The 26544-nt window shown below is 59.9% G+C and carries 29 protein-coding genes; 17 read left to right on the top strand and 12 right to left on the bottom strand.

Annotated elements, in window-relative coordinates; genetic code table 11:
* Window positions 1-7 precede the first annotated feature (7 nt).
* The 3 genes from PSEUDOMOFG3G_RS18130 to PSEUDOMOFG3G_RS18120 all read left to right on the top strand — a co-directional run bounded on the left by PSEUDOMOFG3G_RS18130 (window position 8) and on the right by PSEUDOMOFG3G_RS18120 (window position 2179).
* On the top strand, window positions 8-613 hold the full coding sequence (locus PSEUDOMOFG3G_RS18130; protein ID WP_047226350.1) for an arylesterase: 606 nt from the start codon (window positions 8-10) through the stop codon (window positions 611-613).
* Window positions 614-669: 56 nt separating this feature from the next.
* A complete protein-coding gene (locus PSEUDOMOFG3G_RS18125) occupies window positions 670-963 on the top strand; it encodes a hypothetical protein (protein ID WP_047226351.1) in 294 nt (97 codons plus the stop codon).
* A 244-nt stretch (window positions 964-1207) separates the two neighbouring features.
* Window positions 1208-2179: a L,D-transpeptidase family protein gene (locus PSEUDOMOFG3G_RS18120; RefSeq protein ID WP_047226352.1), complete on the top strand. Its 972-nt coding sequence runs from the start codon at window positions 1208-1210 to the stop codon at window positions 2177-2179.
* Between the two features lie 126 nt (window positions 2180-2305).
* Here PSEUDOMOFG3G_RS18120 and oprI read toward each other — a convergent pair whose 3' ends face one another.
* Window positions 2306-2557 carry an outer membrane lipoprotei OprI gene (gene oprI / locus PSEUDOMOFG3G_RS18115; RefSeq protein ID WP_011335311.1) on the bottom strand — a complete coding sequence of 84 codons (252 nt, stop codon included), beginning with the start codon at window positions 2555-2557 and terminating at the stop codon, window positions 2306-2308.
* Between the two features lie 632 nt (window positions 2558-3189).
* Here oprI and PSEUDOMOFG3G_RS18110 point away from each other — a divergent pair.
* Window positions 3190-3471, top strand: a complete 282-nt coding sequence (locus PSEUDOMOFG3G_RS18110; protein WP_047226353.1) for a GNAT family N-acetyltransferase — start codon at window positions 3190-3192, stop codon at window positions 3469-3471.
* Between the two features lie 137 nt (window positions 3472-3608).
* Here PSEUDOMOFG3G_RS18110 and PSEUDOMOFG3G_RS18105 read toward each other — a convergent pair whose 3' ends face one another.
* Window positions 3609-4685, bottom strand: a complete 1077-nt coding sequence (locus tag PSEUDOMOFG3G_RS18105) for a 3-deoxy-7-phosphoheptulonate synthase (RefSeq protein ID WP_003199364.1) — start codon at window positions 4683-4685, stop codon at window positions 3609-3611.
* 293 nt (window positions 4686-4978) lie between these two features.
* Between PSEUDOMOFG3G_RS18105 and PSEUDOMOFG3G_RS18100 the strand changes: the two genes are divergently transcribed.
* From PSEUDOMOFG3G_RS18100 to cysB, 4 genes are all read left to right on the top strand, one after another.
* Window positions 4979-5932 (top strand): putative 2-dehydropantoate 2-reductase, encoded by a 954-nt coding sequence (locus PSEUDOMOFG3G_RS18100; RefSeq protein ID WP_139050849.1) that lies wholly within the window; start codon window positions 4979-4981, stop codon window positions 5930-5932.
* Window positions 5933-5953: 21 nt separating this feature from the next.
* Entirely contained in the window at window positions 5954-6859 is a 906-nt protein-coding gene (locus tag PSEUDOMOFG3G_RS18095) for a 5'-nucleotidase (protein ID WP_047226354.1), read from the top strand.
* Window positions 6860-6955: 96 nt separating this feature from the next.
* On the top strand, window positions 6956-7456 hold the full coding sequence (locus tag PSEUDOMOFG3G_RS18090; RefSeq protein WP_047226355.1) for a universal stress protein: 501 nt from the start codon (window positions 6956-6958) through the stop codon (window positions 7454-7456).
* Window positions 7457-7567: 111 nt separating this feature from the next.
* Entirely contained in the window at window positions 7568-8542 is a 975-nt protein-coding gene (gene cysB / locus PSEUDOMOFG3G_RS18085; RefSeq protein ID WP_018603112.1) for an HTH-type transcriptional regulator CysB, read from the top strand.
* A 10-nt stretch (window positions 8543-8552) separates the two neighbouring features.
* Here the strand turns inward: cysB and PSEUDOMOFG3G_RS18080 are convergent, their stop codons facing one another.
* Window positions 8553-9035 carry a GreA/GreB family elongation factor gene (locus PSEUDOMOFG3G_RS18080; protein WP_047226356.1) on the bottom strand — a complete coding sequence of 161 codons (483 nt, stop codon included), beginning with the start codon at window positions 9033-9035 and terminating at the stop codon, window positions 8553-8555.
* Between the two features lie 2 nt (window positions 9036-9037).
* Entirely contained in the window at window positions 9038-9424 is a 387-nt protein-coding gene (locus tag PSEUDOMOFG3G_RS18075) for a cytochrome b/b6 domain-containing protein (protein WP_139050766.1), read from the bottom strand.
* Window positions 9425-9548: 124 nt separating this feature from the next.
* Here PSEUDOMOFG3G_RS18075 and earP point away from each other — a divergent pair, with 124 nt between their 5' ends.
* Window positions 9549-10682: an elongation factor P maturation arginine rhamnosyltransferase EarP gene (gene earP / locus PSEUDOMOFG3G_RS18070; protein WP_047226358.1), complete on the top strand. Its 1134-nt coding sequence runs from the start codon at window positions 9549-9551 to the stop codon at window positions 10680-10682.
* A 48-nt stretch (window positions 10683-10730) separates the two neighbouring features.
* Window positions 10731-11300 carry an elongation factor P gene (locus PSEUDOMOFG3G_RS18065; protein ID WP_003199385.1) on the top strand — a complete coding sequence of 190 codons (570 nt, stop codon included), beginning with the start codon at window positions 10731-10733 and terminating at the stop codon, window positions 11298-11300.
* Between the two features lie 208 nt (window positions 11301-11508).
* Here the strand turns inward: PSEUDOMOFG3G_RS18065 and PSEUDOMOFG3G_RS18060 are convergent, their stop codons facing one another.
* The 3 genes from PSEUDOMOFG3G_RS18060 to PSEUDOMOFG3G_RS18050 form a co-directional block, all read right to left on the bottom strand.
* Window positions 11509-12522, bottom strand: coding sequence for an alpha/beta hydrolase (locus PSEUDOMOFG3G_RS18060; protein ID WP_047226359.1), 1014 nt, complete (start codon window positions 12520-12522; stop codon window positions 11509-11511).
* Window positions 12523-12557: 35 nt separating this feature from the next.
* Window positions 12558-12977 carry an organic hydroperoxide resistance protein gene (locus PSEUDOMOFG3G_RS18055; RefSeq protein ID WP_047226360.1) on the bottom strand — a complete coding sequence of 140 codons (420 nt, stop codon included), beginning with the start codon at window positions 12975-12977 and terminating at the stop codon, window positions 12558-12560.
* 361 nt (window positions 12978-13338) lie between these two features.
* On the bottom strand, window positions 13339-13800 hold the full coding sequence (locus PSEUDOMOFG3G_RS18050) for a MarR family winged helix-turn-helix transcriptional regulator (protein ID WP_047226361.1): 462 nt from the start codon (window positions 13798-13800) through the stop codon (window positions 13339-13341).
* Window positions 13801-13961: 161 nt separating this feature from the next.
* On the opposite strand from PSEUDOMOFG3G_RS18050, the gene PSEUDOMOFG3G_RS18045 reads away from it, so the two are divergent.
* Window positions 13962-14696 carry a sulfite exporter TauE/SafE family protein gene (locus PSEUDOMOFG3G_RS18045; RefSeq protein WP_139050848.1) on the top strand — a complete coding sequence of 245 codons (735 nt, stop codon included), beginning with the start codon at window positions 13962-13964 and terminating at the stop codon, window positions 14694-14696.
* On the opposite strand, the gene PSEUDOMOFG3G_RS18040 is transcribed toward PSEUDOMOFG3G_RS18045, so the two are convergent.
* Entirely contained in the window at window positions 14686-15540 is an 855-nt protein-coding gene (locus PSEUDOMOFG3G_RS18040; RefSeq protein ID WP_171061402.1) for a LysR substrate-binding domain-containing protein, read from the bottom strand. The two genes, PSEUDOMOFG3G_RS18045 and PSEUDOMOFG3G_RS18040, sit on opposite strands and share 11 nt — an antisense overlap.
* Window positions 15541-15637: 97 nt before the next feature.
* Between PSEUDOMOFG3G_RS18040 and PSEUDOMOFG3G_RS18035 the strand changes: the two genes are divergently transcribed.
* On the top strand, window positions 15638-15859 hold the full coding sequence (locus PSEUDOMOFG3G_RS18035) for a DUF1127 domain-containing protein (RefSeq protein ID WP_047226364.1): 222 nt from the start codon (window positions 15638-15640) through the stop codon (window positions 15857-15859).
* Window positions 15860-15923: 64 nt separating this feature from the next.
* Complete coding sequence (locus PSEUDOMOFG3G_RS18030) at window positions 15924-17153, top strand: winged helix-turn-helix domain-containing protein (protein WP_139050765.1); 1230 nt, start codon at window positions 15924-15926, stop codon at window positions 17151-17153.
* A gap of 133 nt (window positions 17154-17286) precedes the next feature.
* On the opposite strand, the gene PSEUDOMOFG3G_RS18025 is transcribed toward PSEUDOMOFG3G_RS18030, so the two are convergent.
* The gene (locus PSEUDOMOFG3G_RS18025; RefSeq protein WP_047226366.1) at window positions 17287-18633 is read right to left on the bottom strand and encodes a class II 3-deoxy-7-phosphoheptulonate synthase; all 1347 of its coding nucleotides are present in this window, start codon (window positions 18631-18633) and stop codon (window positions 17287-17289) included.
* 135 nt (window positions 18634-18768) lie between these two features.
* Here PSEUDOMOFG3G_RS18025 and PSEUDOMOFG3G_RS18020 point away from each other — a divergent pair, with 135 nt between their 5' ends.
* Both PSEUDOMOFG3G_RS18020 and PSEUDOMOFG3G_RS18015 read left to right on the top strand, forming a co-directional pair.
* Window positions 18769-19524: a spermidine synthase gene (locus tag PSEUDOMOFG3G_RS18020; protein ID WP_047226367.1), complete on the top strand. Its 756-nt coding sequence runs from the start codon at window positions 18769-18771 to the stop codon at window positions 19522-19524.
* A 338-nt stretch (window positions 19525-19862) separates the two neighbouring features.
* Complete coding sequence (locus PSEUDOMOFG3G_RS18015; RefSeq protein WP_047226368.1) at window positions 19863-21536, top strand: DEAD/DEAH box helicase; 1674 nt, start codon at window positions 19863-19865, stop codon at window positions 21534-21536.
* Between the two features lie 184 nt (window positions 21537-21720).
* On the opposite strand, the gene PSEUDOMOFG3G_RS18010 is transcribed toward PSEUDOMOFG3G_RS18015, so the two are convergent.
* Entirely contained in the window at window positions 21721-22488 is a 768-nt protein-coding gene (locus tag PSEUDOMOFG3G_RS18010) for a class III extradiol ring-cleavage dioxygenase (protein ID WP_139050764.1), read from the bottom strand.
* Window positions 22489-22592: 104 nt separating this feature from the next.
* Here PSEUDOMOFG3G_RS18010 and PSEUDOMOFG3G_RS18005 point away from each other — a divergent pair, with 104 nt between their 5' ends.
* Window positions 22593-23246: a thiopurine S-methyltransferase gene (locus PSEUDOMOFG3G_RS18005; RefSeq protein WP_139050763.1), complete on the top strand. Its 654-nt coding sequence runs from the start codon at window positions 22593-22595 to the stop codon at window positions 23244-23246.
* Window positions 23247-23439: 193 nt separating this feature from the next.
* On the opposite strand, the gene htpX is transcribed toward PSEUDOMOFG3G_RS18005, so the two are convergent.
* Both htpX and PSEUDOMOFG3G_RS17995 read right to left on the bottom strand, forming a co-directional pair.
* On the bottom strand, window positions 23440-24327 hold the full coding sequence (gene htpX, locus PSEUDOMOFG3G_RS18000) for a protease HtpX (RefSeq protein ID WP_047226371.1): 888 nt from the start codon (window positions 24325-24327) through the stop codon (window positions 23440-23442).
* 299 nt (window positions 24328-24626) lie between these two features.
* Complete coding sequence (locus tag PSEUDOMOFG3G_RS17995; protein ID WP_047226372.1) at window positions 24627-25838, bottom strand: pyridoxal phosphate-dependent aminotransferase; 1212 nt, start codon at window positions 25836-25838, stop codon at window positions 24627-24629.
* A 220-nt stretch (window positions 25839-26058) separates the two neighbouring features.
* Between PSEUDOMOFG3G_RS17995 and msrB the strand changes: the two genes are divergently transcribed.
* The gene (gene msrB, locus PSEUDOMOFG3G_RS17990; protein ID WP_047226373.1) at window positions 26059-26454 is read left to right on the top strand and encodes a peptide-methionine (R)-S-oxide reductase MsrB; all 396 of its coding nucleotides are present in this window, start codon (window positions 26059-26061) and stop codon (window positions 26452-26454) included.
* Window positions 26455-26544: the final 90 nt, after the last annotated feature.

Below are 26544 nucleotides of genomic sequence, written 5' to 3'. Positions count from 1 at the left end.
GAATCCGATGCGTGTGTGGTTTTTGAGTGCCGGCCTGGCCCTGATGTGCATGGCCCAGAACGCAGCGGCGGGTACAGTCCTGATCGTTGGCGATAGTATCAGCGCCGCTTTCGGCCTGGATACCCGGCAAGGTTGGGTATCCTTGCTCGAACAACGGCTCAAGGCCGAAGGTTTCGACGACAAAGTGGTCAATGCTTCTATCAGTGGTGACACCAGTGCAGGCGGCCAGGCGCGGCTGCCGGCGCTGCTTGCAGCCCATAAGCCGGACCTGGTGATCCTGGAACTGGGTGGCAACGATGGCTTGCGTGGACAGCCGCCAACGCAATTGCAACAAAACCTTGCAGCGATGATCGACAGCTCCCGCGCCAGCGGTGCCAAGGTACTGCTGCTGGGCATGCAGTTGCCGCCCAATTATGGGCAGCGCTACACCGATGCCTTTGCCCGGGTCTACAGCACCCTGGCCGAGGAGAAAAACGTGCCGCTGGTGCCGTTTTTCCTTCAGGACGTTGGCGGTGTTCCGGGGATGATGCAGGGCGATGGCTTGCACCCGTCCGTCGCGGCCCAGGGCAAGTTGCTGGAAAATGTCTGGCCGACGCTAAAACCGCTGCTGTGAAGCTTTTCTACAGGCGGTCTTTCGGCTAATGTGGCGCCCCCGATTTGGAGCCCCCGATGCCGCGTCCCGCCTGGTCCCTGTTTGCCTACCAACTGATCGAGCCTGACGAACAGCTGGACCTGTTCGCCTGCCAGGAAGTGCGGGTGCATCTGGTGACCCGGCAACTGGAGCTTGGTGGCTCGGCCGACCGGACCCTGTGCGGCAGCCTGCTGCCGGCCCAGCCGCGCTGGTCGGCTGTTGATCGCAAGATATTCCAGGACCATCGCCTGTGTTCATTGTGCCGGGCGATCCTGGAGTCCCAGAAGCGCGGCACCTCGCCGATCTGGCCGGAACTGCGGTTCGAATTGTAATTCCCCAGATTCCCCGCATGCCCCCTTGTGGGAGCGAGCCTGCTCGCGATGGCGGTGGGCCTGCTTGCATTGATGTTGGATGTGCCGCCGCTATCGCGAGCAGGTTCGCTCCCACAGGTTTTTATTTCAGTCTCCAAGCATGCTAGGCATCGGACGCCTCATTCCTGCCCTCCCCGAAATAACGGGGGCCGGTGTACAATCACAGTCTTCATACCCTCTGTTCGACCTGCAAAGGATTTCCCGGATGTTGCTGCGCTTGCCTGCCGTCACCCGCTGCCTGTCTCTTGCCGCCCTGTGCATGGCTGGTCCCGTTGCCGCCCTGGAGCTGCCTCTGCCACCGCCAGGCGAAGACATTGTCGGCCAGGTGCAGGTCATCAAGGCCAAATACGAAGACACCTTCGCCGACCTGGGCACTACCTACGACCTGGGCTACACCGAGATGGTCGCTGCCAACCCGGGCGTCGATCCCTGGTTGCCGGGTGCGGGCACCGAGGTCGTGCTGCCGACCCGTTTCATCCTGCCGCCTGGCCCGCGCGAAGGCATCGTGATCAACCTCGCCGAGTACCGTCTCTACTACTTCCCCAAGGGCCGGAATGTGGTCTACACCTTCCCGCTGGGCATTGGCCGTGAAGGTTGGGGATCGCCGATCGCCCACACCAGCATCATTGCCAAGACCCCGAATCCGACCTGGACTCCGCCGGCCTCGATCAAGGCTGAGCATGCCGCCGACGGCGATCCGTTGCCGAACGTGGTGCCGGCCGGTCCCGATAATCCCTTGGGTCCGTTCAAGTTCACCCTGGGCACCCCGGGTTACCTGATCCACGGTTCGAACAAGAAGTTCGGCATCGGCATGCGCACCAGCCACGGCTGCTTCCGCATGTTCAACAACAACGTACTGCAGATGGCCGGCATGGTGCCGGTGGGCACCTCGGTACGGATCATCAACGATCCCTACAAGCTGGGTGTGAGCGGCGGGAAGGTTTATCTGGAGGCCCACACGCCGCTGGACGACAACGGCAACCCATCGGTGGTGGACAAGCACACCGCGGTGATCAACACGATGCTCAAGCGTGAGGACATCACCAGCAACCTGCGCATGGACTGGGATGTGGTGCGTGATGTGGTGGCTGCCGAAGACGGCCTGCCGGTCGAGATCGCCGTTCCGAATACTTCGGCACCGATGGTCTCCAGCGCGCCGATCGATCTGCAACAGTAAAACCTGCAATAGAGACCCGCCGGCGTTTCGCGATGTCGGCGGGTTTTTTATCGCCTGGGGAAACGCCGGGCAATAAAAAAGCCGACCCAAAAAATGGGTCGGCTCGATAACAATCCCGGAGGACTATTACTTGCGGCTAGCTTTTTCCAGCATGCGCAGAGCACGCTCGTTAGCTTCGTCAGCAGTCTGTTGTGCTTTTTGAGCAGCAGCCAGAGCTTCATCAGCTTTACGGTAAGCTTCGTCTGCACGAGCTTGGGCGCGAGCTGCTGCGTCTTCGGTAGCAGTCAGACGTGCTTCGGTTTCTTTCGATGCGCTGCTGCAACCGGTAGCCAGAACTGCGGCCAGGGCCAGAGCAGAGAATTTCAGAACGTTGTTCATCGTGTTCCCCTTCAAGGACTTTCTATTAAGTGACTGTCTCCTCACAGCGAGGAGTTAGCCGGCGTACATACTACCCATTACTTGTAGTAAGTAAACTGACGTCGCGCAAGAAGCAAAAAAATTGTAGGCGGTGATTCTTTTTCGAGCAACTTTTTGGGGTGTTGTTTAAAAAATATGCAGCCTCCGGCACCTGGCTTGAGCGCGTCATTGAGCAAAAGTTCCGTGCGCGGGAGAACTTTCCTTAAGCCGTTAACGTCGTTGTTTATTGATTCGCCTACACTTTTGAGCGTTTTTTGCTCAGGGGGGCGGCTATCTTTATTGGTGTTGGCGGTGACTTTAATAACCGGCGCTCGTCTCACGACTCAACAACTGGCGATGTTCAGCTATTGCGCCTTGGCCGACTAGCGCGTGACGGTGGCGCTCAATCGATAAACCCGACCGGGTTTTACCCCCATTGACGGGCGTGCCTTGAGCATTTGCGTCATTGGTGCCTACTATTCACGACGTGCTCGGGGTTGAGCGGTGGGTGTTGGCGCTCGGTGACCAGACAGGCACGGGGTGGCGTAGATGTTCCTTCGCCGGAAAAACATCGGTAAGGTAGGGGTCAGCATTCAGACCCGCGAGGAGTAGTGATGAGCGAGGCGTTGTCCATCCACCATGACCAGGCTGGTCATCAGTTCGAGACCAATGTGGACGGTCATCGTGCCTATCTGACTTATATGGACCTGGGCAAACAGACCCTGGATATCTATCGCACCTTCGTGCCCAACGCCTTGCGCGGACGCGGCATTGCGGCGGCGCTGACCGAAAGGGCGCTGCAATACGCCGACGAAATGGGCTACACGGTGATCCCGTCCTGCTCCTACGTGGAGCGCTACATGGAGCGTCACCAGCGTCACGCGGCCAAGCTCTGACCTTACGGATTCCCCAATAAAAACGCCGGGCTGAAAAGCCCGGCGTTTTTTTTAGCCTTGAAAAGAGCAAAGGTCGCAGCCTTCGCCTACACATAGCCGGCCTAGGCGCCGTCGAGTGCCACGAGGCTGCGATCCTTTTAGCCACGCTGACGTTTAGGCAACACGTCCTTGAGCTTGGCATGCATGCTGCGTAGGGTGTTCTCGGTTGCGCTCCAGTCGATGCAGGCATCGGTGATGGACACACCGTACTGCAAGTCCGCCAGATCCTTGGGGATCGCCTGGCAGCCCCAATTCAAATGGCTTTCGACCATCAGGCCGATGATCGACTGGTTGCCTTCCAGAATCTGGTTGGCCACGTTCTCCATCACCAGCGGTTGCAGCGCCGGATCCTTGTTGGAGTTGGCGTGGCTGCAGTCGACCATGATGTTCGGCTTGATCTTGGCCTTGTTCAGTGCCTGCTCACACAGCGCGACGCTGACCGAATCGTAGTTCGGTTTGCCGTTGCCACCGCGCAGCACCACGTGACCATAAGCGTTGCCCTTGGTGGTGACGATCGAGACGCCACCCTCCTGGTTGATGCCCAGGAAGCGGTGAGGGCTGGAAACCGACTGCAAGGCGTTGATCGCCACGGTGAGGCCGCCGTCGGTGCCATTCTTGAAACCCACGGCCGAGGACAAGCCGGAGGCCATTTCACGGTGAGTCTGGGATTCGGTGGTCCGCGCACCGATGGCCGACCAACTGATCAGGTCCTGCAAGTATTGCGGGGAGATCGGGTCCAGGGCTTCGGTGGCGGTGGGCAGGCCCATTTCGGCCAGATCCAGCAGCAATTGGCGACCGATGTGCAGGCCATCCTGGATCTTGAAGGAGTCGTCCAGGTACGGGTCGTTGATCAGGCCTTTCCAGCCGACGGTGGTGCGCGGCTTTTCGAAATACACCCGCATTACCAGGTACAGGGTGTCGGAAACTTCCGCCGCCAGCACTTTCAGGCGCTCGGCATATTCGTGGGCGGCCTTGATGTCATGGATCGAGCAGGGCCCGATGACCACGAACAGGCGATGGTCGGTGCCGTCGAGAATGTTGCGAATGACTTCCCGGCCCTTGGTCACGGTGCGCAGTGCAGCGTCGCTCAGGGGGATATCGCGCTTGAGCTGGTCAGGCGTGATGAGGGTCTCGTTGGAGGCGACGTTAAGGTCATTGATCGGTAAATCAGCCATCGTGTTACTCGTCAGGTCACGGGTGCCGGCCGCCAGCGATCCCCGCGCGGCGGTGCACAGCGGATTTAAGCGCGTCGGGGAGCGGAACCTTAGCGCGTTACGAGGTTGCTCGACAATGGGCAGGGACGGGTTAATTGCGGCGGGGGAGCTTGCTCGCGCTTGACGGCGCAGCTTTCACAAAAGGACCTGCTGCGCCCGAACGTGAACCGGCCCGGCGGAACCCGGCTGTCTCGCCACGTTGGCCCGCACCTATGTAATGATGCGCAGGGACTGTTAGCTGAGGAGTGGCAATGATGCAGGCAGGCGTTAAACCGCGGATCGGGATGATCGGCACCGGTGCGATCGGTGGGTTCTATGGCGTGATGCTGGCTCGCGCCGGTTTTGACGTGCATTTTTTACTGCGCAGCGAATTTGGGGCGGTGGCCGAGGGCGGCTTGCGAGTCGACAGCGCGGTTCACGGCGCCCTGACGCTCAACCCGGTCCAGGCGTATCGTTCGGCGGCGGACATGCCGCCCTGCGACTGGCTACTGGTCGGTGCCAAGACCACCAGCAATGCCGACCTGGCCCCGGCCATCATTCAAGCTGCCGCTCAGGGTGCAAAAGTCCTGTTGCTGCAAAATGGCCTGGATGTTGAGGACGACCTCCGACCGTTGCTGCCCGATTCGCTGCATCTGCTGGGCGGCCTGTGCCTGATCTGTGTGCATCGGGTCGGTCCTGGCGTCATTGCCCACCAGGCCCTCGGTGCAGTCAACCTCGGTTACCACAGCGGTCCTTGCCACGATCAGGCGCAACGCATGGCGATTGTCGAGCAAGGGGCCGGGCTGTTCCGTGCCGCCGGCCTGGATTCCCAGGCCATGCCCGACCTGCGGCAGGCGCGCTGGCAGAAACTGGTGTGGAACGTGCCCTACAACGGTCTTTCGGTTCTGTTGGGTGCCAGTACCACGCCGTTGATGGCCGACAGTGACAGCCGAGGCTTGATCCAGGCCCTGATGGGGGAGGTGGTGCGGGGTGCTCTGGCTTGCGGTCACCAGATTGCGCCGGGCTATGCCGAGTACCTGTTTGCGATGACCGAAAAGATGCCCGACTACTGGCCGAGTATGTATCACGATTATTCCCACCAGCGCGCGCTGGAGCTGGAGGCTATTTACAGCCGACCATTGGCGGCGGCGAAAAAAGCCGGTTGTGAGCTGCCGAAAATCGAAGCCTTGTATCAGGCGTTGGCATTTATGGACCGACGAAACCGCTGATCAGGCGAAAGGGGGAGCGACATGGCAAACAACATCGACGACAAACTGGTGCTGGCGATTTCGTCGCGGGCGCTGTTCGATCTGAGTGACAGCCATAAGGTGTATCTGTCGGGCGGCGTCGAGGCTTACCGGCAATATCAGATTGAGCATGAGGACGAAGTCCTCGAACCCGGCGACGCCTTCGCTCTCGTACAAAAGCTGCTGAATCTCAACGAGCATCTGGGGCGTGCGCGAGTCGAGGTAGTTCTGGTTTCGCGCAACAGCGCCGACACCGGCCTGCGGGTGTTCAACTCGATTCATCATTACGGGCTGGCGATTTCCCGCGCGGCGTTCGTCGGCGGCCGCAGTCCTTACCCCTATCTGAAGGCGTTCGGCTGTGATCTGTTTCTGTCCACCCACGCTGAAGATGTGCGCAGTGCCCTGGACGCCGGATTCGCCGCTGCGACCATTCTGTCGGGTGGCGCCAGCCGCGCCGCCAGCGAGGAACTGCGTATCGCTTTCGACGGCGATGCGGTGCTGTTTTCCGACGAATCCGAGCGTGTCTATCAGAGCGGCGGCCTGGCTGCATTCCAGGCCAGCGAACGGCAAGCGGCTCGTGAGCCGCTGCGAGGCGGGCCGTTCAAGGGGTTTCTGGCGGCACTCAATGCACTGCAACGCGAGTTCCCCGAAGACGCCTGCCCGATTCGCACGGCGCTGGTCACTGCCCGTTCGGCACCGGCCCACGAGCGCGTCATCCGGACGTTGCGCGAATGGGACATTCGTCTGGATGAGTCGCTGTTTCTCGGTGGCCTGACCAAATCGGCGTTTCTCGAAGCCTTCGCCGCCGACGTCTTTTTCGACGACCAGACCGGTCACTGCGAACTGGCTCGCGAGGTGGTCGCCACGGGTCATGTGCCTCACGGCATCAGCAATGAAGTGAAGCTCTGACTGCCCGTTGTTTAGGGCGTTACGCTGGACGTCGTACTCCTCAAGGCGCTGCTAAGCTGAATCCATCTCCGCCATTCTGGCACGCGAGGAGGTCACATGATTCGTTCGATGCTGTACGCCACAGACCTGGGACTTTACGCCCCTTATGTGATGCAGCATGCCTTGGCGTTGGCACGGACGTTCGAAGCCGAGTTGTATGTGGTGCACGCAGTAGAGCCCATGGGGCTGTTCGCGGAGTCGGTGTTGCAAAGTTATCTCGATGAGCAAGCGCTGAACGAATTTCATCGCCAGGGTCTGAATACGGTGATGGCCAACATTGAGCAGCGGGTGCTCGACAGCTTTCGTGAAGAGTTGGGTGAGGGGCAGCAGGACTTGAAGCTGATCAAGTCGGTGCGGGTTTTCCAGGGCGATCCATCCCAGGTCATTCTCGATCAGGCTGCGAAACTCTCTGTGGATTTGCTGATCGTAGGCAGTCACTGCCAAGGGGCGAGCGGTGAAACGCCGCTAGGCAGGACCGCTGCGCGGGTATTGCAGTTATCCCGGGTACCGGTCTACCTGGTGCCGTTGGTGCAGCGGCGACGTCAAGGGGAGGCTTGAGGCAAAGTAGTGGCTTTTTCATAAAAAGTTCTAGATTAATTGATGCAACCATTCATATAGTTATATACCGTCGCTGATGCCCGTGGCGTCCAACTGCTTTGAGGGATACATATGAAGCTTCAACAACTGCGCTACATCTGGGAAGTGGCGCACCACGACCTCAACGTTTCCGCTACTGCCCAAAGCCTCTACACGTCGCAACCCGGCATCAGCAAGCAGATCCGCCTGTTGGAGGATGAGCTGGGTGTCGAAGTTTTCGCCCGCAGCGGCAAGCACCTGACCCGCGTGACCCCGGCCGGTGAGCGCATCATCACCACGGCCGGAGAGATCCTGCGCAAGGTCGAAAGCATCAAGCAGATTGCCCAGGAATTTTCCAACGAGAAAAAAGGCACGCTGTCGATTGCCACCACCCACACCCAGGCCCGTTATGCACTGCCTCCGGTGATCAGCAACTTCATCAAGCAATACCCGGACGTAGCCTTGCATATGCACCAGGGCTCGCCGATGCAGATTGCCGAAATGGCGGCGGACGGCACCGTGGATTTCGCCATCGCCACCGAGGCTCTGGAACTGTTCGGCGATCTGGTGATGATGCCGTGCTACCGCTGGAACCGCTGCGTGGTTGTGCCTCAGGGCCATCCGCTGACCAAGCTGCCAAAGTTGACGCTTGAAGCCTTGGCCGAATACCCCATCGTGACTTATGTGTTCGGTTTTACCGGCCGTTCGAAACTCGACGAAGCCTTCAGCCATCGCGGCCTGACCCCGAAAGTGGTGTTCACCGCCGCCGACGCCGACGTCATCAAGACCTATGTCCGCCTTGGCCTGGGCGTGGGCATCGTGGCGAAAATGGCCGTCGATACCAAGCTGGACGGCGATCTGGTGGTGCTGGATGCCAGCGAGTTGTTCGAGTCCAGCGTGACCAAGATCGGTTTCCGGCGTGGCACCTTCCTGCGTGGCTTCATGTGCGACTTCATCGAAAAGTTCGCGCCACACCTGACCCGGGAAGTCATGGCCAAGGCCATCCAGTGCCACAACAAGCAGGAACTCGAAGAGCTGTTCGACGGTGTGGAATTACCGGTGCACTGAACAGTGAGTGCTAGATCGCCTCGGTGACAGCGAACTGTTGCCGGGCGCCTGCGACGACGATCTCTACTTCATCCCCTTCGAACTTGCCCAGCAGGCTTCGTCCCAGCGGCGAGCGAGGGGTGATGACGGTGATTGGCTGGCCCACCAGCGACACTTTCAAGCCCGCGGCATCCGGTCCCAGAAACAACCATTGCTGGCGGTCATCCTCATCCGCCAGCCCGATCAGGGTGCCAATCTGAATGCCGCGCTGTTCGTCGTAGGGCCGGAGTATCAGGTTCTGGCAGAGGGCGAGGGCCTGGCGGATTTCTTCGACACGCCTGGCTTGCCCGGCAGCGAGGTAAGACGCTTCAAGACCCAGGGTGTCGTATTTGTTCTCGGCAATGTTTTCCTCGTGGGTCGCGGTTTCGTAGGCCGTCTGCGCGGCGCGCTCAGCGATACCCAGGTCAATCCTGAGTTTGTCGAGAATCAGTTGGTGGACAATCTGTTTGTTCATGATCAATCGCAAAACTGCAAAACGTTGGCCCGGCTCTTTTCACTGGGCGCGTTCTGGTCCTGTTGCAACCAGAACTGACACTTGGGGTTGGACAGGTTGCGAGGATCGCTGCGGGCTTGATCCAGGGCCTGTCGTTGTTCGTTTCGTTGCAGATTTTGCTGGTACTGCTCGAACATGGGGGTTGGCGGTTCCGGGGCCGGTTGCACCGCCGGTGGTTGCCCCAGTTGGTGCACGGCTGCGGCCACTGGCGCCAGTTGTTCGTTGAACAGGAATCTGGACAGCAGCCAGCCGGTCAATACGATGGCGAGGAACCCCAGCCACAGGCCCAGGGCAATGCTGACGGTCAATTGCAGGGCTGTAAGGCGTGGCGCTGGCGGGTGATCGGACATGGCTGCTTCCTGGCAATGAACACGTGATAGGCGGCGATTGTCGCATGAAGATTAATCGCCGTCGGCTCTTCTGCATCATCGGTTTAATGCGGGACAATCAGGCCTTTGCCACAGGGAGTCGGGAATGACCGTGCGCTGGGATATTTTTTGCACCGTCGTCGATAACTTTGGCGACATCGGCGTCACTTGGCGCCTGGCTCGGCAATTGGTGGCCGAGCATCAATGTGCGGTGCGGCTATGGGTAGATGACCTGCGGGCCTTTGAACGACTGTGTCCGCAAATCGACATCACGCTGTCCGAGCAATGGCAGCAGGGTGTGCAAGTCTGCCATTGGCCTGAGGTCTGGCCGTCCACCGACGCCGCCGATGTAGTCATCGCCGCGTTTGCCTGCCAGTTGCCGAGCGCCTACATGGATGCGATGGCCGAGCGGCAGACCACGCCGTTGTGGATGAACCTCGATTACCTGAGTGCGGAAGATTGGGTGATCGGGTGCCACGGATTACCCTCGGTCAAATACAAGCACGTGCAGAAATATTTCTTTTTTCCGGGCTTCCGCGAGGGCACGGGCGGGCTGCTGCGTGAAGCCGGCCTGCTGGAGCGGCGTCGGCAGTTTCAGCAGGATGCCCAGGCGCAACGGATTTTCCTGGAGGCGTTGGGCGTCCATCGGACGCCGGGCTCGCGTCTGATCTCGCTGTTTGCCTACGAAAACGCCGGGCTTGCCAGTTGGTTCGATGCCATGGCAACCGATACCCAGGCCTCTCATGTATTGATCCCCGAAGGTCGGGTGCTCGGCGATGTCCAGCGTTGGCTCGGCATCGATGGCCTGAAGGCCGGTGCGGTACAACAACGTGGTGCCCTGACGGTGCAGGTGCTGCCGTTCGTCCGCCAGGATCAGTACGATCAACTGCTATGGTGCTGCGATTTCAACGCCGTGCGGGGTGAAGACTCCTTCGTGCGCGCCCAATGGGCGGGTCGGCCGCTGCTCTGGCATATCTACCAGCAGGAAGAAGACGTTCATCTGGAAAAACTCGAGGCATTCCTCCGGCTGTACACCCACGGCCTTTCGGAGCCGGCTGAAAAAGCGATCAGCGGTCTCTGGCGATCCTGGAATGCTGGCCAAGACATGGCCGAACACTGGAAAATGGTCGATCAACAGCAGCAGGAACTGCTTGATCATGCCCAGGCATGGTGTCTGGAACAGGCCTCACGACCCGATCTTGCCGCAGCGCTGGTGAAGTTTTATGTAAATTGGATATGATACGCGGCCTAGATTTTTGTAAATCCCATCCAAATTCGGATATTCGCAATGAAAACTGGTAAAGAACTGAAACCCGGGACCGTGATCCGTCTCGAAAACGATCCTTGGCTGGTTCAGAAAGCTGAGTTCACCAAGTCGGGTCGTAACAGCGCGATCATGAAGACCAAGCTGAAGAACCTGCTGACCGGTTACAAAACCGAGATCGTCTACAGCGCCGATGACAAACTGGACGACGTGATCCTCGACCGCAAAGAAGCGACCCTGTCCTTCATCAGCGGCGACACCTACACGTTCATGGACACCACTGACTACACCATGTACGAGCTGAACGCCGAAGACATCGAAAGCGTTCTGCCGTTCATCGAAGAAGGCATGACCGACGTCTGCGAAGCCGTGTTCTTCGAAGAGCGTCTGGTCTCCGTAGAACTGCCGACCACCATCGTGCGTCAGGTTGACTACACCGAAGGTTCCGCTCGCGGTGACACTTCCGGCAAGGTAATGAAGCCTGCCAAACTGAAGAACGGTACCGAGCTGTCGGTTGCTGACTTCATCGAAATCGGCGACATGATCGAGATCGATACCCGCGAAGGCGGTTCCTACAAAGGCCGCGCTAAATAAGCGAAGTCTTGTGTATGAAAAAGCCCGACCATTGAGTCGGGCTTTTTCATGCCTGCGGATCATGTTCAGACAGAGGGCAGGATGGAGACGGTGGCGAGGGGATTTAATCCTGCCCTGTGGGAGCAAAGCTTGCTCGCGATCCAGGCGCCTCGGTTCCGCGCTGTGTTCATCGCGGGCAAGCCTTGCTCCCACAGGGTTGCGCCACAAGTCACTTCAGATGTTGTTTCAGTTCTTGGGATACCTGCAACATCGCCGAACGCACCGCTGGCACCTGGCTCACCACATTGAGCAAACCATAATCGTGAATCATGCCGTTGTAGCGCACCGCCGTGACCGGCACGCCAGCCGCGTCCAGTTTACGGGCGTAGGCTTCACCCTCATCGCGCAACACGTCGGCCTCGGCGGTCTGTACCAGCGCGGGCGGCAGGCCCTTGAGTTGCGCGGTGCTGGCGCGTAACGGGGAGGCATAGATCTCGTTACGTTGCCCGGCATCGGTGGTGTAGTTGTCCCAGAACCACTTCATCATGTTTTTACTGAGGAAGTGTCCCTCGGCGAATTGGTTGTAGGACGCCGTCTCGAAGCTGGCATCGGTCACCGGCCACAACAAGGCCTGGAATTTGATCGCCGGGGTACCTTTGTCCTTGGCCATCAACGCCACGACCGCTGCCATGTTGCCGCCGACGCTGTTGCCCACCACGGCCAGGCGCTTGCCGTCGACATTGATTTGCTTGCCATGCTCGGCCACCCATTTCGTCGCGGCGTAGGCCTGATTGATCGCTACCGGGTAATGCGCTTCCGGCGAAGGCGTGTAGTTGACGAACACTGCGACGGCACCTGATCCGGCCACCAGATCCCGAACCAGCCGTTCGTGGGTTGGGAAATCCCCCAATACCCAACCACCGCCGTGGAAGAACATGAACACCGGCAGTTCACCCTTGACGCCGGCCGGCCGGACGATGGTCAGGCTGATCGGCTGGCCATCGACCTCAATAGTTTTCTCGCTGACGTCGGCCTTGGGCAAGCTCAGTTTCACCCCGGCCTGGGCGCCGACCAGTACCGCGCGGGCGTCCTTGGGCGACAGTTGCTCCAATGGCTTGCCGGTGCCGGCATTCAGCGCGTCGAGAAACGCCTGGGTGTTGTGTTCCACGATGCCGTCGGCGAACGCGCTGCCGACGCTCAGTGCCAGAAGGGTGCCGGTCAAGGCTTTGCTGAAGGTGTTCATGTGCATCTCCTTAAGTGCAGGCTGGAAGGCGTTGGTTAAACGGTGACGTGCAGGCGCACATCGACGTTGCCACGAGTGGCGTTGGAGTACGGGCAGACTTGGTGAGCTGCGTCCACCAGGCTCTGTGCATCGGCCAGGTCCAGACCGGGCAAGCTGATGTGCAGGTCGATGTCGAGGCCGAAACCACCGGGAATCTGGCCGATACCGACATGGGCGGTGATCGAGGCGTCATCCGCAATCTTGCGCTTGCTTTGGCTTGCGACGAATTTTAGGGCACCGATGAAGCAGGCCGAGTAACCGGCAGCGAACAGTTGTTCCGGGTTGGTTGCCGCGCCGCCTGCACCGCCGAGTTCTTTGGGGGTGGCGAGTTTGACGTCCAGGATGTTGTCGCTGGAGATTGCACGACCATCACGGCCACCGGTGGAAGTTGCGATTGCGGTGTAGAGCGTTTGCATGGTGAGAGCCTCGGTTTTGGTTGCTGTTGCAGCGCTAAATGTTTGTGCGCTAAGTAGGTGTGAGGCAAATGTATAGCGCCAATATTTTGCGCGCAAGATAAATTTTTAAGGGGAATTGAATTTCGCTCGCTCAAACGGCGTAGATCCCTTGAGATAGAGCGGTTTCATCAGCTGAAATTTTTTTTTCAGGGAGGGGCGAAGGGGGTCAGGAGGTGATCGGACTGGTGCCATCGCGAGCAGGCTCGCTCCCACATTTTGATCTTTGGTGGACGCACTTTTTGTGTTCAACAGATCGTTGTGGGAGCGAGCCTGCTCGCGATAGCGTTGGGGCAGTTGACGGTGCTGCTGGACAGGCTGCGTTTCAGAGGCTGTCTTGCAAATTCCCGCGCAGCTCTTGCAGGTCATGCTGCAGCTTCTTCAATTGCTCCAGGGTCTGGCCACTGGCGCCGAGAATGCACTGGGGAATGTTGAGGGCCTTTTCCTGCAGGGCGCGTCCCTGTTCGGTGAGCTCGACGATGACCACGCGTTCATCCTCACGACTGCGGGTGCGGCTCAGCAAGCCCTCGGCCTCCAGGCGCTTGAGCAACGGGGTCAGTGAACCCGGATCGGTGAGCAGGCGGTTGCTGATTTCCCCGACAGTCAGGCCGTCCTTTTCCCACAGCACCATCATCGCCAGGTACTGCGGATAAGTCAGGCCCAGGGCTTGCAGCAGCGGCTTGTAGACTTTGGTCATCAGCAGCGACGTGGAGTGCAGGGCGAAGCACACCTGGTTGTCGAGCAACAGGGCTTCGCAGGGGTCGGGGGTGTCGCGTTGGGTGCTCATGGCAGAACCTTCAATCAATGATCGCTACGAATCTAGCGGGCGAACCTTTAATGCGCCAGATAATTCTGACGTTCTGATCGGAAGTTGCGTTCCCCCGCGGGCGCCGACTGCGTAGGATAAGCGCCCTGATCAAGGGGGAATCGGCTGTGATCGAAGGTGTGATGTATCTGGCGTTCGGTGCCGCATTGGGCACTTTGGGGGGATTGTTCGGGATTGGTCGCGGGTTGATCGCCATTCCGGTGCTGGGCCTGTTGTTCGGCCTCGATCAGCAGATCGCCCAGGGCACGGCCCTGGTGATGGTCGTGCCAAACGTGATGCTCGCTTTGTGGCGCTACCACCAGCGCAATCGCATTGAAATGCGTCATGTACTGCCACTGGCCTCCATGGGTTTTTGCTTTGCCTGGCTTGGCTCGATCTGGGCGGTGGGTATCGACGCGCAAAGCATGCGAATCGGCTTCGTGGCCTTCCTGATCGTGCTGGCGGCCTACAACCTGATTCGCATGTTTGCCGCCAGCCCCCCGGCTTCGGCGCAGATGCGTTATGGCTGGCCGTGGCTCGCCGTGTTGGGGGCGGCGTCGGGGACCATGGGCGGATTGTTCGGTGTCGGCGGGGCGGTCGTCGCGACGCCGTTCCTGACCAGCCTGTTCGGTACCAGTCAGGTGGTCGCCCAGGGATTGTCTCTCTCGTTGGCCTTGCCGAGTACTGGTGTGACCCTCGCCACGTATGCGGTGCATCACCAAGTGGACTGGTGGATCGGCCTGCCGCTGGCCGCTGGTGGCTTGCTCAGTATCAGTTGGGGGGTAAAAGTCGCCCACGCCATGCCGGAGCGGCTGCTGCGCGGGCTGTTCTGCGGTTTCCTGGTGCTGTGCGCGATCTTGCTCGCCTTTAAAGTTTGAAACCTTCGACGATGTGCTCGGCCAGGCACTCGGTGATCGGCGACGGATTATGCAGGTTGCGGATCAGCATGATGCTTGCTTCGGGCAACTGCGGCAGGTTTTCCGCCTCGCCCAGCACGCGCATGTCCGGGGTCAGCAGGCTTTCCAGTTGCGCGGTGATCGCCAGGCCCGCGCCAACCACTGCCATGAGCGCCGACAGGCTCGAGCTGTTGTACGCCACGCGATAATCGCGGCCCATGGCATCCAGTGCATTGCAGGCCCATTGCCGGCAGAAGCAATCACTGTTGAACATCGCCAGCGGCAACGGTGTTTGTTCGTGGACGTTGAAGCATGCCGCTTCGGCCCAGACAAAGCGCTCCTTGCGCAATAACTGGCCGATTTCGTCCCCCGGTTTGCGGGTGACGATGGACAGGTCCAGATCCTGGCGCAGCAGCAACTGCTTGGACGACTCGCAGTGCACTTCAATTTCGATCAAGGGATAGAACTGGGCGAAGCGCTGCAGGATCCCCGGCAAAAAACGCATCACATAATCGTCCGGGGTGCCGATGCGCACCGTGCCGACCATGTGCGGCTCACGCAGGGTGTTGAACACTTCGCTGTGCAGCTTGAGGATCCGCCGGGCGTAGCCGAGCAACACCTGGCCTTCGGCGGTCAGCTTGACCTGGCGCCCGTCACGCTCGAACAGCCGCCGCTGCAATACATCTTCTTCCAGTCGCTTCATCTGCATGCTGACGGCGGACTGGGTGCGATTGACCAACTCACCGGCACGGGTGAAACCGCCCTGGTCAGCGATGGCGACAAAGGTACGCAGCACTTCCGTATCGATGCTCGGGTAACTCGACAATTGATCAATCTCCGAGATGTATTGCATAAGAAACATTCGTTGGATTGATCTTAGCGTTAGCGTGAGACTTGAGCCATCCCCAACGGAGGACATCACGATGAAAGGTCAAAAAGGTTATCTGCTGATAGAAAAACTCTCATCCCATGGCTTTTCCATCAGCGCTCTGCTGCACAAGTTTAGCCGCTGGTACGAATTGCACCACGAACGTGAACTGCTTGCCGGAATGAGCGATGAGGCGCTCAAGGACATCGGCGTCAGCCGTGCCGACGTCGAAAAGGAAGTGGTTCGGCCATTCTGGGATGACCCGATGCACAAATGAGCCATCCTTCCCTACACAAACCGCTTAATGGTGAGGTAGGTTGCGAGCAGACAAGGAGATCTTCATGCCCGCGACTCTGTCCTTTACCCTCAAACAGGCCCGGCGTCTGGCGCTGGCCGCCCAAGGATTCGACGGGCGGCCGACGTCAGCTTCGGTGCAACCGGCGCGCCTTAACCGCCTGATTGAACGCCTCGGCGTCCTGCAGATTGATTCGGTCAATGCATTGGTGCGTTCGCACTACCTTCCGCTGTTTTCCCGTCTCGGTCACTACACCCCTGATTTGCTCGACCAGGCAGCCTGGAGCCAGGGTCGACGTCGTACGCTGTTCGAATACTGGGGTCATGAAGCCTCATTGCTGCCGCTGGCGATGTATCCGCTGATGCGTTGGCGCATGGAGCGTGCGTCCCGCGGTGAGGGCATTTATCGACAGTTGGCGCAGTTCGGTCAGGAGCGTCAGGATGTCATTCGTCGCGTACTGGCTTCGGTCCGCGAGCAAGGCGCCGTGGGGGCGGGCAGCTTGTCCACGCGCCAGGAAAAGGCCGGCCCCTGGTGGGACTGGAGCGCCGAGAAGCATGCGCTGGAATGGCTGTTCGCGGCGGGTGAAGTGACGGTGGCGGGGCGGCGGGGCTTCGAGCGGCTTTACGACTTGCCGGAACGCGTGTTTCCGTCCTCGGTCCTGCAACAACCACTGCCGGACGAGCCCCAGGCTCAGCGCGCCTTGCTGCTGCATGCCGCCCAAGCCTTGGGTGTGGGCACCGAGAAAGATTTGCGCGACTATTTTCGACTCGATCCGGCCGATAGCCGTGGACGACTGGCCGAACTGGAGGAGGCCGGTGAACTGGTGCGCTGCCAGGTGCAAGGCTGGAAGCAACCGGCCTGGTGCCGACCCACCGCGAAGATTCCCCGTAAGGTGGCGGCCAGTGCGTTGTTGTCGCCCTTCGATTCATTGGTCTGGGAGCGTAGCCGTACCGAGCGGCTGTTCGATTTCCGTTATCGACTGGAGATTTATACCCCGGCTCACAAGCGGGTGTATGGCTACTACGTGCTGCCATTCCTGCACAACGAACGTATCGCCGCGCGGGTGGATCTGCGGGCGGAGCGGGCTTTGGGTCGATTGGCGGTGCATGCCGTGCACGAGGAGGAACCGGGGCTGGACGAGGAGGGGATGCAGGCTTTGGCGGTGAGCCTGCGACGCTTGGCCGACTGGCTGGGGTTGGCGCGGGTCCAGCTCAATTGCGCTCGGGCGGGTGGGGTTCGGCTGGCGGGGGCGTTGGCTGAGGTGGGGGGTGACTGAATTGGCCTCATCGCGAGCAGGCTCGCTCCCACAGTTGACCTTTGGTGAACACAGGATTTGTGAACGCCGCGGTCAATGTGGGAGCGAGCCTGCTCGCGATAGCAATCCAACAAACGGCGAATGACTTACTGACTCACCGCCTCACCTGCTTCAACGTCTCGGCAATCAAAAACGCCAGTTCCAGCGACTGATCGGCATTCATCCGCGGATCGCAATGAGTGTGGTAACGGTCCGACAGCCCGTCCTCGGTGATCGGCCGCGCGCCGCCAATGCACTCGGTGACGTTCTGCCCGGTCATTTCGATGTGGATGCCCCCGGCATAGGTGCCCTCGGCTTCGTGAACCTGGAAGAACTGTTTCACTTCCCCGAGGATTTGCGCGAAGTCCCGGGTCTTGTAACCGCTGCTGGCCTTGATGGTGTTGCCGTGCATCGGGTCCGAACTCCACAGCACCTGCTTGCCTTCTCGTTGCACGGCGCGCAATAGCTGCGGCAGGTGATCGCCGACCTTGTTCGCGCCCATTCGCGCGATCAGGTTAAGCCGCCCCGGATCATTGTCCGGATTGAGCACGTCGATCAGACGGATCAAGTCGTCGGGGTTCATGCTCGGGCCGACCTTGACGCCGATCGGGTTGTTCACCCCGCGCAGGAATTCGACATGGGCACCGTCCAACTGACGGGTGCGGTCACCGATCCACAGCATGTGGGCCGAGCAGTCGTAGTAGTCGTTGGTCAGGCTGTCGCGGCGCACGAAAGCTTCTTCGTAATTGAGCAGCAGCGCTTCGTGGGCGGTGAAGAAGCTGGTTTCGCGCAGTTGCGGCGAGCTGTCCATGCCGCAGGCGCGCATGAAGGCCAGGGTTTCGTCGATACGGTCGGCCAGGTGGCTGTACTTCTCAGCCAGGGCCGAGTTGGCGATGAAGTCCAGGTTCCACTTGTGCACCTGATGCAGATCGGCGAATCCACCCTGGGCGAAGGCCCTTAGCAGGTTCAAGGTGGCGGTGGACTGGTGGTAGGACTGCAGCAGCCGCTCCGGGTCCGGCACGCGACTTTTCTCGTCGAAGCCGATGCCGTTGACGATGTCGCCGCGATAGGCCGGCAGGGTTACCCCACCAATCGTCTCATCGTTGGCCGAGCGCGGTTTGGCGAACTGTCCGGCCATACGACCGACCTTGACCACCGGGCAACCGGCGGCGAAGGTCATGACGATGGCCATTTGCAGCAATACCTTGAAGGTGTCGCGGATCTTCGCCGCCGAGAACTCGGCAAAGCTCTCGGCGCAGTCGCCGCCCTGCAGCAGGAAGGCCCGGCCTTGGGTGACTTCGGCGAACTGACGGCGCAACTCCCGGGCTTCACCGGCAAACACCAGCGGCGGATAACTGGCCAGGGTCTGCTCGACCTGCAGCAAATGCGCCGCGTCGGGGTATTGGGGTTGCTGCTGGATCGGCAGGGCGCGCCAGCTGTCAGGGCTCCAGGGTTGGCTCATCATGATCTCTAGGTGGTTTACGCTCGGGCTGCCATGTTATCAGCAAATTAGTGCGTGACCTGTTTGCGTCGCTTCGCGGACAATCGCGCTTTTGCCCCGGTTATGTTCAGGGTCAGAGCAGCCACAGGAGATGAAATGACAGAGGAGCGCGTCGAGCATTTGCTCGCCGAAGTGCATGACGAGTTCGGTGTTATCCGGGTTCTCGAAGTGGCGGACTACCGTTTTCTGGAATTTGGCGATGCCATCGAACAGAGCTGCGTGTTCACGGCCGACCCGAGCTGGCTCGAATATGATTACACCCGCGCCATGTTGATTGGCGCGTTGTGCCACGAGCAGCCGGAAAGCGCGCTGTTTCTTGGGCTGGGCGCCGGGACGCTGACCCAGGCTTGCCTCAAGTTTCTGCCGCTGGAAGATGTCGAAGCCATCGAACTGCGCCCCGATGTGCCGCGCCTGGCCATCCAATACCTGGGGCTGGACGACGATCCGCGGCTGTACATCCGCGTCGGCGATGCCCTGGAGCTGCTTGAAACCGCCGAGCCTGCGGATTTGATCTTTGTCGACCTCTATACCGACGTCGGCCCTGGCGTCGGGCACCTGGCCTGGGGTTTTCTGGAGAACTGCCAGAAACGCCTCAACCCCGGCGGCTGGCTGGTGATTAACCAATGGGCCACCGACGACGGCAAGCCATTGGGCGCGGCGCTGCTGCGCGGCTTGTACCACCGGCATTACTGGGAGCTGCCGGTTAAAGAAGGCAATGTCATCCTGATCGTGCCGGCGGATCTGGACCAGGAACTGGACATGCAAGGACTGGTCGCCCGGGCCGAAGGGCTGGCGCCGCGGCTGGGTTATTCGTTGCAGTCGTTGATCAAGGCCATTCGTCCGGCGACTTGATAGGCAAGCTGTCGGAAGGTAAATCGTTTAAGCCGGCTGTCCCGACGCCCATGACAGCCAGTCCCATAACCGGGTTTGGCAATAAAAAATCTCCCTTTTCGGGCGATTTCCGGTATAGTGCGCGCCGGCCTTTAGCCGGGCCGCGTCAAGGTAGCGCAATTCCCCGAAGCCAGCTTCGGTTGCATGTCCGCACAACGGATGCTTCCACGACGTTCTTTTTCATTCATTCGTTTTCGCAAATCCCCGCCGACAAAGCAGCCAGGGCGACTCTTGAGTCTCAACACGGCATGCGCAGCTTTGGAGCATGGGTCTTTGCGGATGCACTTAGAGGCAGACCCATGACCCAGGAAACCGGCGGCTTCGTCGCTTTTAATCTTAATCCGAACATTCTTGCAGCCGTCATTGCGACCGGTTACGAAGAACCTTCGGCTATTCAGCAGCAATCGATCCCGATCATCATGGCCGGTCACGACATGATTGGTCAGGCGCAAACCGGTACGGGTAAAACCGCCGCGTTCGCCCTGCCGATCCTGCATCGCATCGATCCTGCTAAGCGCGAACCGCAAGCCCTGATCCTGGCGCCAACTCGTGAGTTGGCGCTGCAAGTAGCAACCGCTTTTGAAACCTACTCCAAGCAGATGCCTGGTGTAACCGTTGTGGCTGTTTACGGCGGCGCTCCAATGGGCCCGCAACTCAAAGCCATCCGTAACGGCGCGCAGATTGTTGTCGCCACTCCGGGCCGTCTGTGCGACCACCTGCGTCGTGACGAAAAAGTACTGGCCACCGTGAACCACCTGGTTCTCGATGAAGCCGACGAAATGCTCAAGCTGGGTTTCATGGATGACCTGGAAGTCATCTTCAAGGCCCTGCCAGCGACCCGTCAGACTGTATTGTTCTCGGCCACTCTGCCGCAGTCGATCCGCGCCATTGCCGAGCGCCACCTGCGCGATCCGCAACACGTAAAGATCCAGACCAAGACCCAGACCGTCACCGCGATCGAACAGGCTCACCTGTTGGTTCACGCCGACCAGAAGACCTCGGCCGTACTGAGCCTGCTGGAAGTCGAGGATTTCGACGCCCTGATCATGTTCGTACGTACCAAGCAAGCGACCCTGGACCTGGCCAGCGCCCTGGAAGCCAAAGGCTACAAAGCCGCTGCGCTGAACGGTGACATTGCCCAGAACCAGCGTGAGCGTGTGATCGACTCCCTCAAGGATGGCCGTCTGGACATCGTTGTGGCCACTGATGTTGCCGCCCGTGGCCTGGACGTTCCGCGCATCACCCACGTGTTCAACGTGGACATGCCGTACGATCCGGAATCCTACGTTCACCGTATCGGCCGTACCGGCCGTGCCGGTCGCGAAGGTCGTGCACTGCTGCTGGTCACCCCGCGTGAGCGCCGCATGCTGCAAGTGATCGAGCGTGTAACCGGTCAGAAGGTCGCCGAGGTTCGCCTGCCGGACGCCCAGGCGGTTCTCGATGCCCGCATCAAGAAACTCACCAACAGCCTGTCGCCACTGGTGGCTGACGCCGAATCGACCCACGGTGATCTGCTCGATCGCCTGACCGCCGACATCGGCTGCACCCCACGTGCCCTGGCCGCTGCTCTGCTGCGCAAGGCCACCAATGGCCAGGCGCTGACCCTCGCTGCGATCGAGAAGGAACGTCCATTGGTGCCGAACAACGCACCGCGTGGCGATCGTCCAGAGCGTAGCGGTGATCGTCCGGACCGTGGTGATCGCGAGCGTCGTGCGCCGATCCCGCTGGCCGAAGGCCGTGCGCGCTGCCGTACTGCGCTGGGTGCCCGTGACGGCATCGCGGCCAAGAACCTGCTGGGCGCCATCCTCAACGAAGGCGGGCTGGCTCGTGAGGCCATCGGTCGCATCCAGGTACGTGACAGCTTCAGCCTGGTAGAGCTGCCGGAAGATGGTCTGGAGAAGTTGCTGACCAAACTGAAGGACACTCGTGTCGCCGGCAAGCAGCTTAAACTGCGTCGCTATCGCGAAGATTGATCCGCTCTCGGGTTGATTGATCGAACATAAAAAATCCCCGACTGGTTCGGGGATTTTTTTTGCCTGAAGCTGGGTGTCTTTTCAGGGGGAGCCCATCGCGAGCAGGCTCGCTCCCACAGTGGCACAGGTAAATGCAGTCAAATGTGGGAGCGAGCCTGCTCGCGATTGAACGCGACTCGGTTCATCAGTCAAACCGATAGATGTCCATCCCCAAAGCGCCCAGGGTGAACCCCTGATGGGCAACGCTGAATTCACCTCCCGCACCCCGGGCAAAATACAACGGCAACAAGTGCTCGTCACTGGGATGGTTGCGCACGGCGTGGGGGGCCTGGCGACGGTAATCATGCAGCGCGGCTTCGTCGTCCTCTGCCAATTTCTCCACCATCCAGTCACGAAAAGCCTTGGCCCAGGGCTCAATGCTTTCGGGGCCGGCGTTCCAGTCCAGGTCGCGCAGGTTATGGGTGATGCTGCCTGAGCCGATCAGCAACACGCCTTGCTGGCGCAGGCTCGCCAAGGCCCGGCCGACCTGGGTTTGCAGGGCCGGCCCTTGTCGGCTGGGCAGGGAGATCTGCACGACGGCAATCTCGGCCTTGGGGTACATCAAGGACAACGGCACCCACACGCCATGATCGGAGGGGCGCTCTGTGTCCAGGCGTGCCGGCAGGTGTGCGGCGTTGAGCAGGTCCGCCACTTGCACTGCCAGTTGTGGATCGCCCGGCGCCGGATATTGCACCCCGTACAGAGCCGGCGGGAAGCCGCCGAAGTCGTGCCAGGTCCGTGGATGCGGATTGGCGCTGACCAGCAGTTCACTGCTTTCCCAGTGCGCGGACACGATGACGATGGCTTTGGGTGTGGGCAATTGCGCGGCGAGGCGAGCCAGTGCCGGGCCGCTGTCGCCGGGTTCCAGGGCCAGCATCGGTGAGCCATGGGAGATAAACAGGCTGGGCAGCATGAACGGACTCCTGAGCGTTAAGATGTCGCCATCTTCTGTCAGGTCTATGATCTAAATCTAATATAAGTTTTAGCCCGTTTTAATCGGTTTTTCTGGAGTGAGTGATGGAGCCTGAGTTTTGGCACAAGCGCTGGTCAACGAATCAGATCGGTTTTCATCTGCCAGAGGTGAATCCCTATCTGCAACGTTTCTGGCCGCAACTGGGGGTGGAGCGGGGCAGTCGGGTGCTGGTGCCCCTATGCGGGAAGACGCTCGACCTCTTGTGGCTTGCTCAACAGGGGTATTCGGTACTGGGGGTGGAGCTGTCGGAAAAAGCCGCCGCGGATTTCTTCCTTGAGCATCAGCTTGAGCCGAGCGTAAGTGAAGAGGGCGCATTCAAGGTGTTCCGTGCCGCTGACATTGAAATCCGCTGCGGTGATTTCTTTGCCCTGAGCCCGGAGGATGTGAGCGATTGCGCGGCGCTGTACGATCGCGCTGCATTGATCGCCCTGCCTGGGCCGATGCGGGAGCGGTATGCGACTCATCTGCAGAAGATACTTCCGCAGTGTGTCGGATTGCTCATTACTCTGGATTACTCACAGGATGAAATGCCTGGCCCGCCGTTTTCCGTAGGGGATGACGAAGTGCAGAGGTTGCTGGGCGAGGTCTGGCAACTGGAGGTATTGCAGGAGCAAGATGTGCTGGGGGAAAGCTGGAAGTTCTTGCAGGCTGGGGTCAAAAGGCTGGATGAGCGGGTGTATCGGGTTTCCAGTCGTTGACGTGGCGTGCCCGCTGGCCTTATCGCGAGCAGGCTCGCTCCCACAGTTGATCCGTTGCGAACTGAGAATTGGCGCTCGCCGAAGCCCCCCTGTGGGAGCGAGCCTGCTCGCTATGGGGCCAGACCAGGCAACTCATAAATCAGACAGAAAAAAGCCCGCATCGCTGCGGGCTTTTTCTTGAAGCTTGAACCTGTCAGCCGCGACGACGCAGTGCGTCGATACGCTCTTCCAGTGGCGGGTGACTCATGAACATGCGAGCCAGGCCTTGCTTGATGCCACCGTTGATGCCAAAGGCATTGAGGGTGTCGGGCATGTGTACCGGCAAACCTTGCTCGGCACGCAAGCGTTGCAGGGCGCCGATCATGGCGCTGGTGCCAGCCAGGCGTGCGCCGGCATCATCTGCGCGGAACTCACGTTTGCGCGAGAACCACATGACGATGGCGCTGGCGAGGATGCCCAATACCAGCTCGGCGAAAATGGTCGCCACGTAGTAGGCGATGCCCTGGCCTTCTTCATTCTTGAAGATCACCTTGTCGACGAAGTTGCCGATGATACGGGCAAAGAACATGACGAAGGTGTTCACGACACCCTGGATCAGCGCCAGCGTCACCATGTCGCCGTTGGCGACGTGACCGATCTCATGGGCCAGCACAGCCTTGACTTCATCCGGCGAAAACCGCTCGAGCAAGCCCTGGCTGACGGCGACCAGCGCGTCGTTCTTGTTCCAGCCGGTGGCGAAGGCGTTGGCCTCGTAGGCTGGGAAGATGCCCACCTCCGGCATCTTGATGCCGGCTTCGCGTGACAGCTGCTCGACGGTTTGCAGCAGCCATTGTTCGTGGCGAGTGCGCGGCTGAGTGATGATCTGGGTGCTGGTGCTCATCTTCGCCATCCACTTGGAGATGAACAGCGAGAACAGGGAACCGGCGAAACCGAACACCGCACAGAAGATCAGCAGCTGACTGAGGTTGAGGTCAACCCCGTTGGCCGCCATGAACCCGTTGAAGCCAAAAAGGCTCAGGGTGATGCTGGCAATCAGCACGACCGCCAGGTTAGTGGCCAAAAACAGCAGGATGCGCATCATGGTTGTGGAAATCTCCTCATGCTAAAGATGTAGCGTTATGCGGGGTATATAAGGTGCCGCCGCAGGCTATTCAACACGCCGACTATTTCAAACTGTGTCCTACACGCCTCGCAAATGTTTGAAAGACTTTTCTGAAAGTGACCGCGGAAAAGAAAAGGAGCGCCCGTACCCCGTGAACGTTGAGTCGCGCCGCGCACCGTCTGCCGCGCCTTCAGTGTAGAAGGCCTGCCGCAACGGGCGAAACGGATGTGTTGCTGAATCAAACAGCGTGCGAGTCGTCCCCTCGCACGCCACCTGGATTACTGGCGGTAGGACTTGAGGAAGTTGCCGATCCGGCCAATGGCCTGGTCCAGGTCGTCGACCCGGGGCAGGGTCACGACGCGGAAGTGATCCGGCCATGGCCAGTTGAACGCCGTGCCCTGGACCACCAGCAGCTTTTCGGACAGCAGGAGGTCGAGGACGAATTTTTCATCGTTGTGGATCGGGCAGACCTTCGGGTCGATCCGCGGAAAGGCGTACAACGCACCCATTGGCTTGACGCAACTGACACCAGGAATGTCGTTGAGCAATTCCCAGGTACGGTTGCGTTGCTCCAGCAACCGGCCCTGGGGCAGGACCAGGTCGTTGATGCTCTGGTAGCCACCCAGCGCCGTCTGGATCGCGTGTTGGCTCGGTACGTTGGCACACAGGCGCATATTGGCCAGCATGTCGATGCCTTCGATGTAGCTCTGGGCGTGATGCTTGGGACCGGAAATAACGATCCAGCCGGAGCGGAAACCCGCCACCCGATAGGATTTGGACAGGCCGTTGAAGGTCAGGCACAACAGGTCCGGCGCCAGGGAAGCGGTGCAGACGTGCACGGCATCGTCGTACAGGATCTTGTCGTAGATCTCGTCGGAAAACACCACCAGGTTATGCTGGCGAGCCAGTTCCAGCATGCCCAGCAGGACCTCCCTGGAGTACACCGCGCCAGTGGGGTTGTTCGGGTTGATGATCACCAGTGCCTTGGTGTTCGGGGTGATCTTGGCCTTGATGTCCGCCAGGTCGGGAAACCAGTTGGCCTGTTCATCGCACAGGTAATGCACCGGGTTGCCGCCCGACAGGCTCACGGCGGCGGTCCACAATGGGTAGTCCGGGGCCGGCACCAGCACCTCATCGCCGTTGTTGAGCAGGGCCTGCATCGACATCACGATCAGTTCGGACACGCCGTTGCCCAGGTAGATGTCTTCGATGCCGACACCTTCGACCTGTTTCTGCTGGTAGTACTGCATCACGGCCTTGCGGGCGCTGAACAGGCCCTTGGAGTCGCTGTAGCCCTGGGCGGTCGGCAGGTTGCGGATAACGTCCTGGAGGATTTCATCGGGCGCTTCGAAACCAAAGGGTGCCGGGTTGCCGATGTTCAGCTTGAGGATGCGATGGCCTTCCTCTTCCAGGCGTTTGGCGTGCTTGAGCACCGGGCCGCGAATGTCGTAGCAGACGTTGGCGAGCTTGTTCGATTTGCTGACCTGCATGGCGATGTGTTCCCGAAAATGAACGATCCAGGCGGCGAGTGAACTACCGTACTGGGGATCCTGCGTCTGTGCCCAGGCTTGACGCGGTACATGCGTGACAATCCGTTTGAATGCGCATGACGTGACTGCCAGACTGGCGTCTGACGAGGCGCAATCATACGTGCCGCCCGATCTGCGGAAAAGCGTCGGATCGGGCTTTTTCAATTGCCGAGGTAGGACGATGGAAAAGTTGCAGAAAACCCTTGAAGAATGGCGCGCCATGCTCGACCCGGAGCAGTACAACGTCTGTCGGTTGAAGGGCACCGAACGGCCATTCTCCGGTAAATACAACGACACCAAGACTGATGGTGTGTACCACTGCATCTGCTGCAACGAGCCATTGTTCGATTCGCAGACCAAATTCGATTCCGGCTGCGGCTGGCCCAGTTTCTACGCGCCGATCGAAGGCAGCGCAGTGGTGGAAGTGCGCGATGTCAGCCACGGCATGATCCGCACCGAAGTGGTCTGCGCCAAATGTGACGCGCACCTGGGCCACGTCTTCCCTGACGGCCCGCCACCCACGGGCTTGCGTTATTGCATCAATTCGGTGTGCCTGGATCTGGTGCCCCGAGGGTAACTCTGTGGGAGCAAAGCTTGCTCGCGATGAAGGCACCTCGATCTTTGAAAGACCGTGTCGCCTTCATCGCGGGCAAGCCTGGCTCCCACA

Source organism: Pseudomonas sp. FG-3G (genome assembly GCF_901007645.1).
Taxonomy (GTDB): Bacteria; Pseudomonadota; Gammaproteobacteria; order Pseudomonadales; family Pseudomonadaceae; genus Aquipseudomonas; species Aquipseudomonas rhizophila.
The sequence above is the reverse complement of the archived record's forward strand: the minus strand, read 5'-3'. Positions and strand labels throughout refer to the sequence as shown.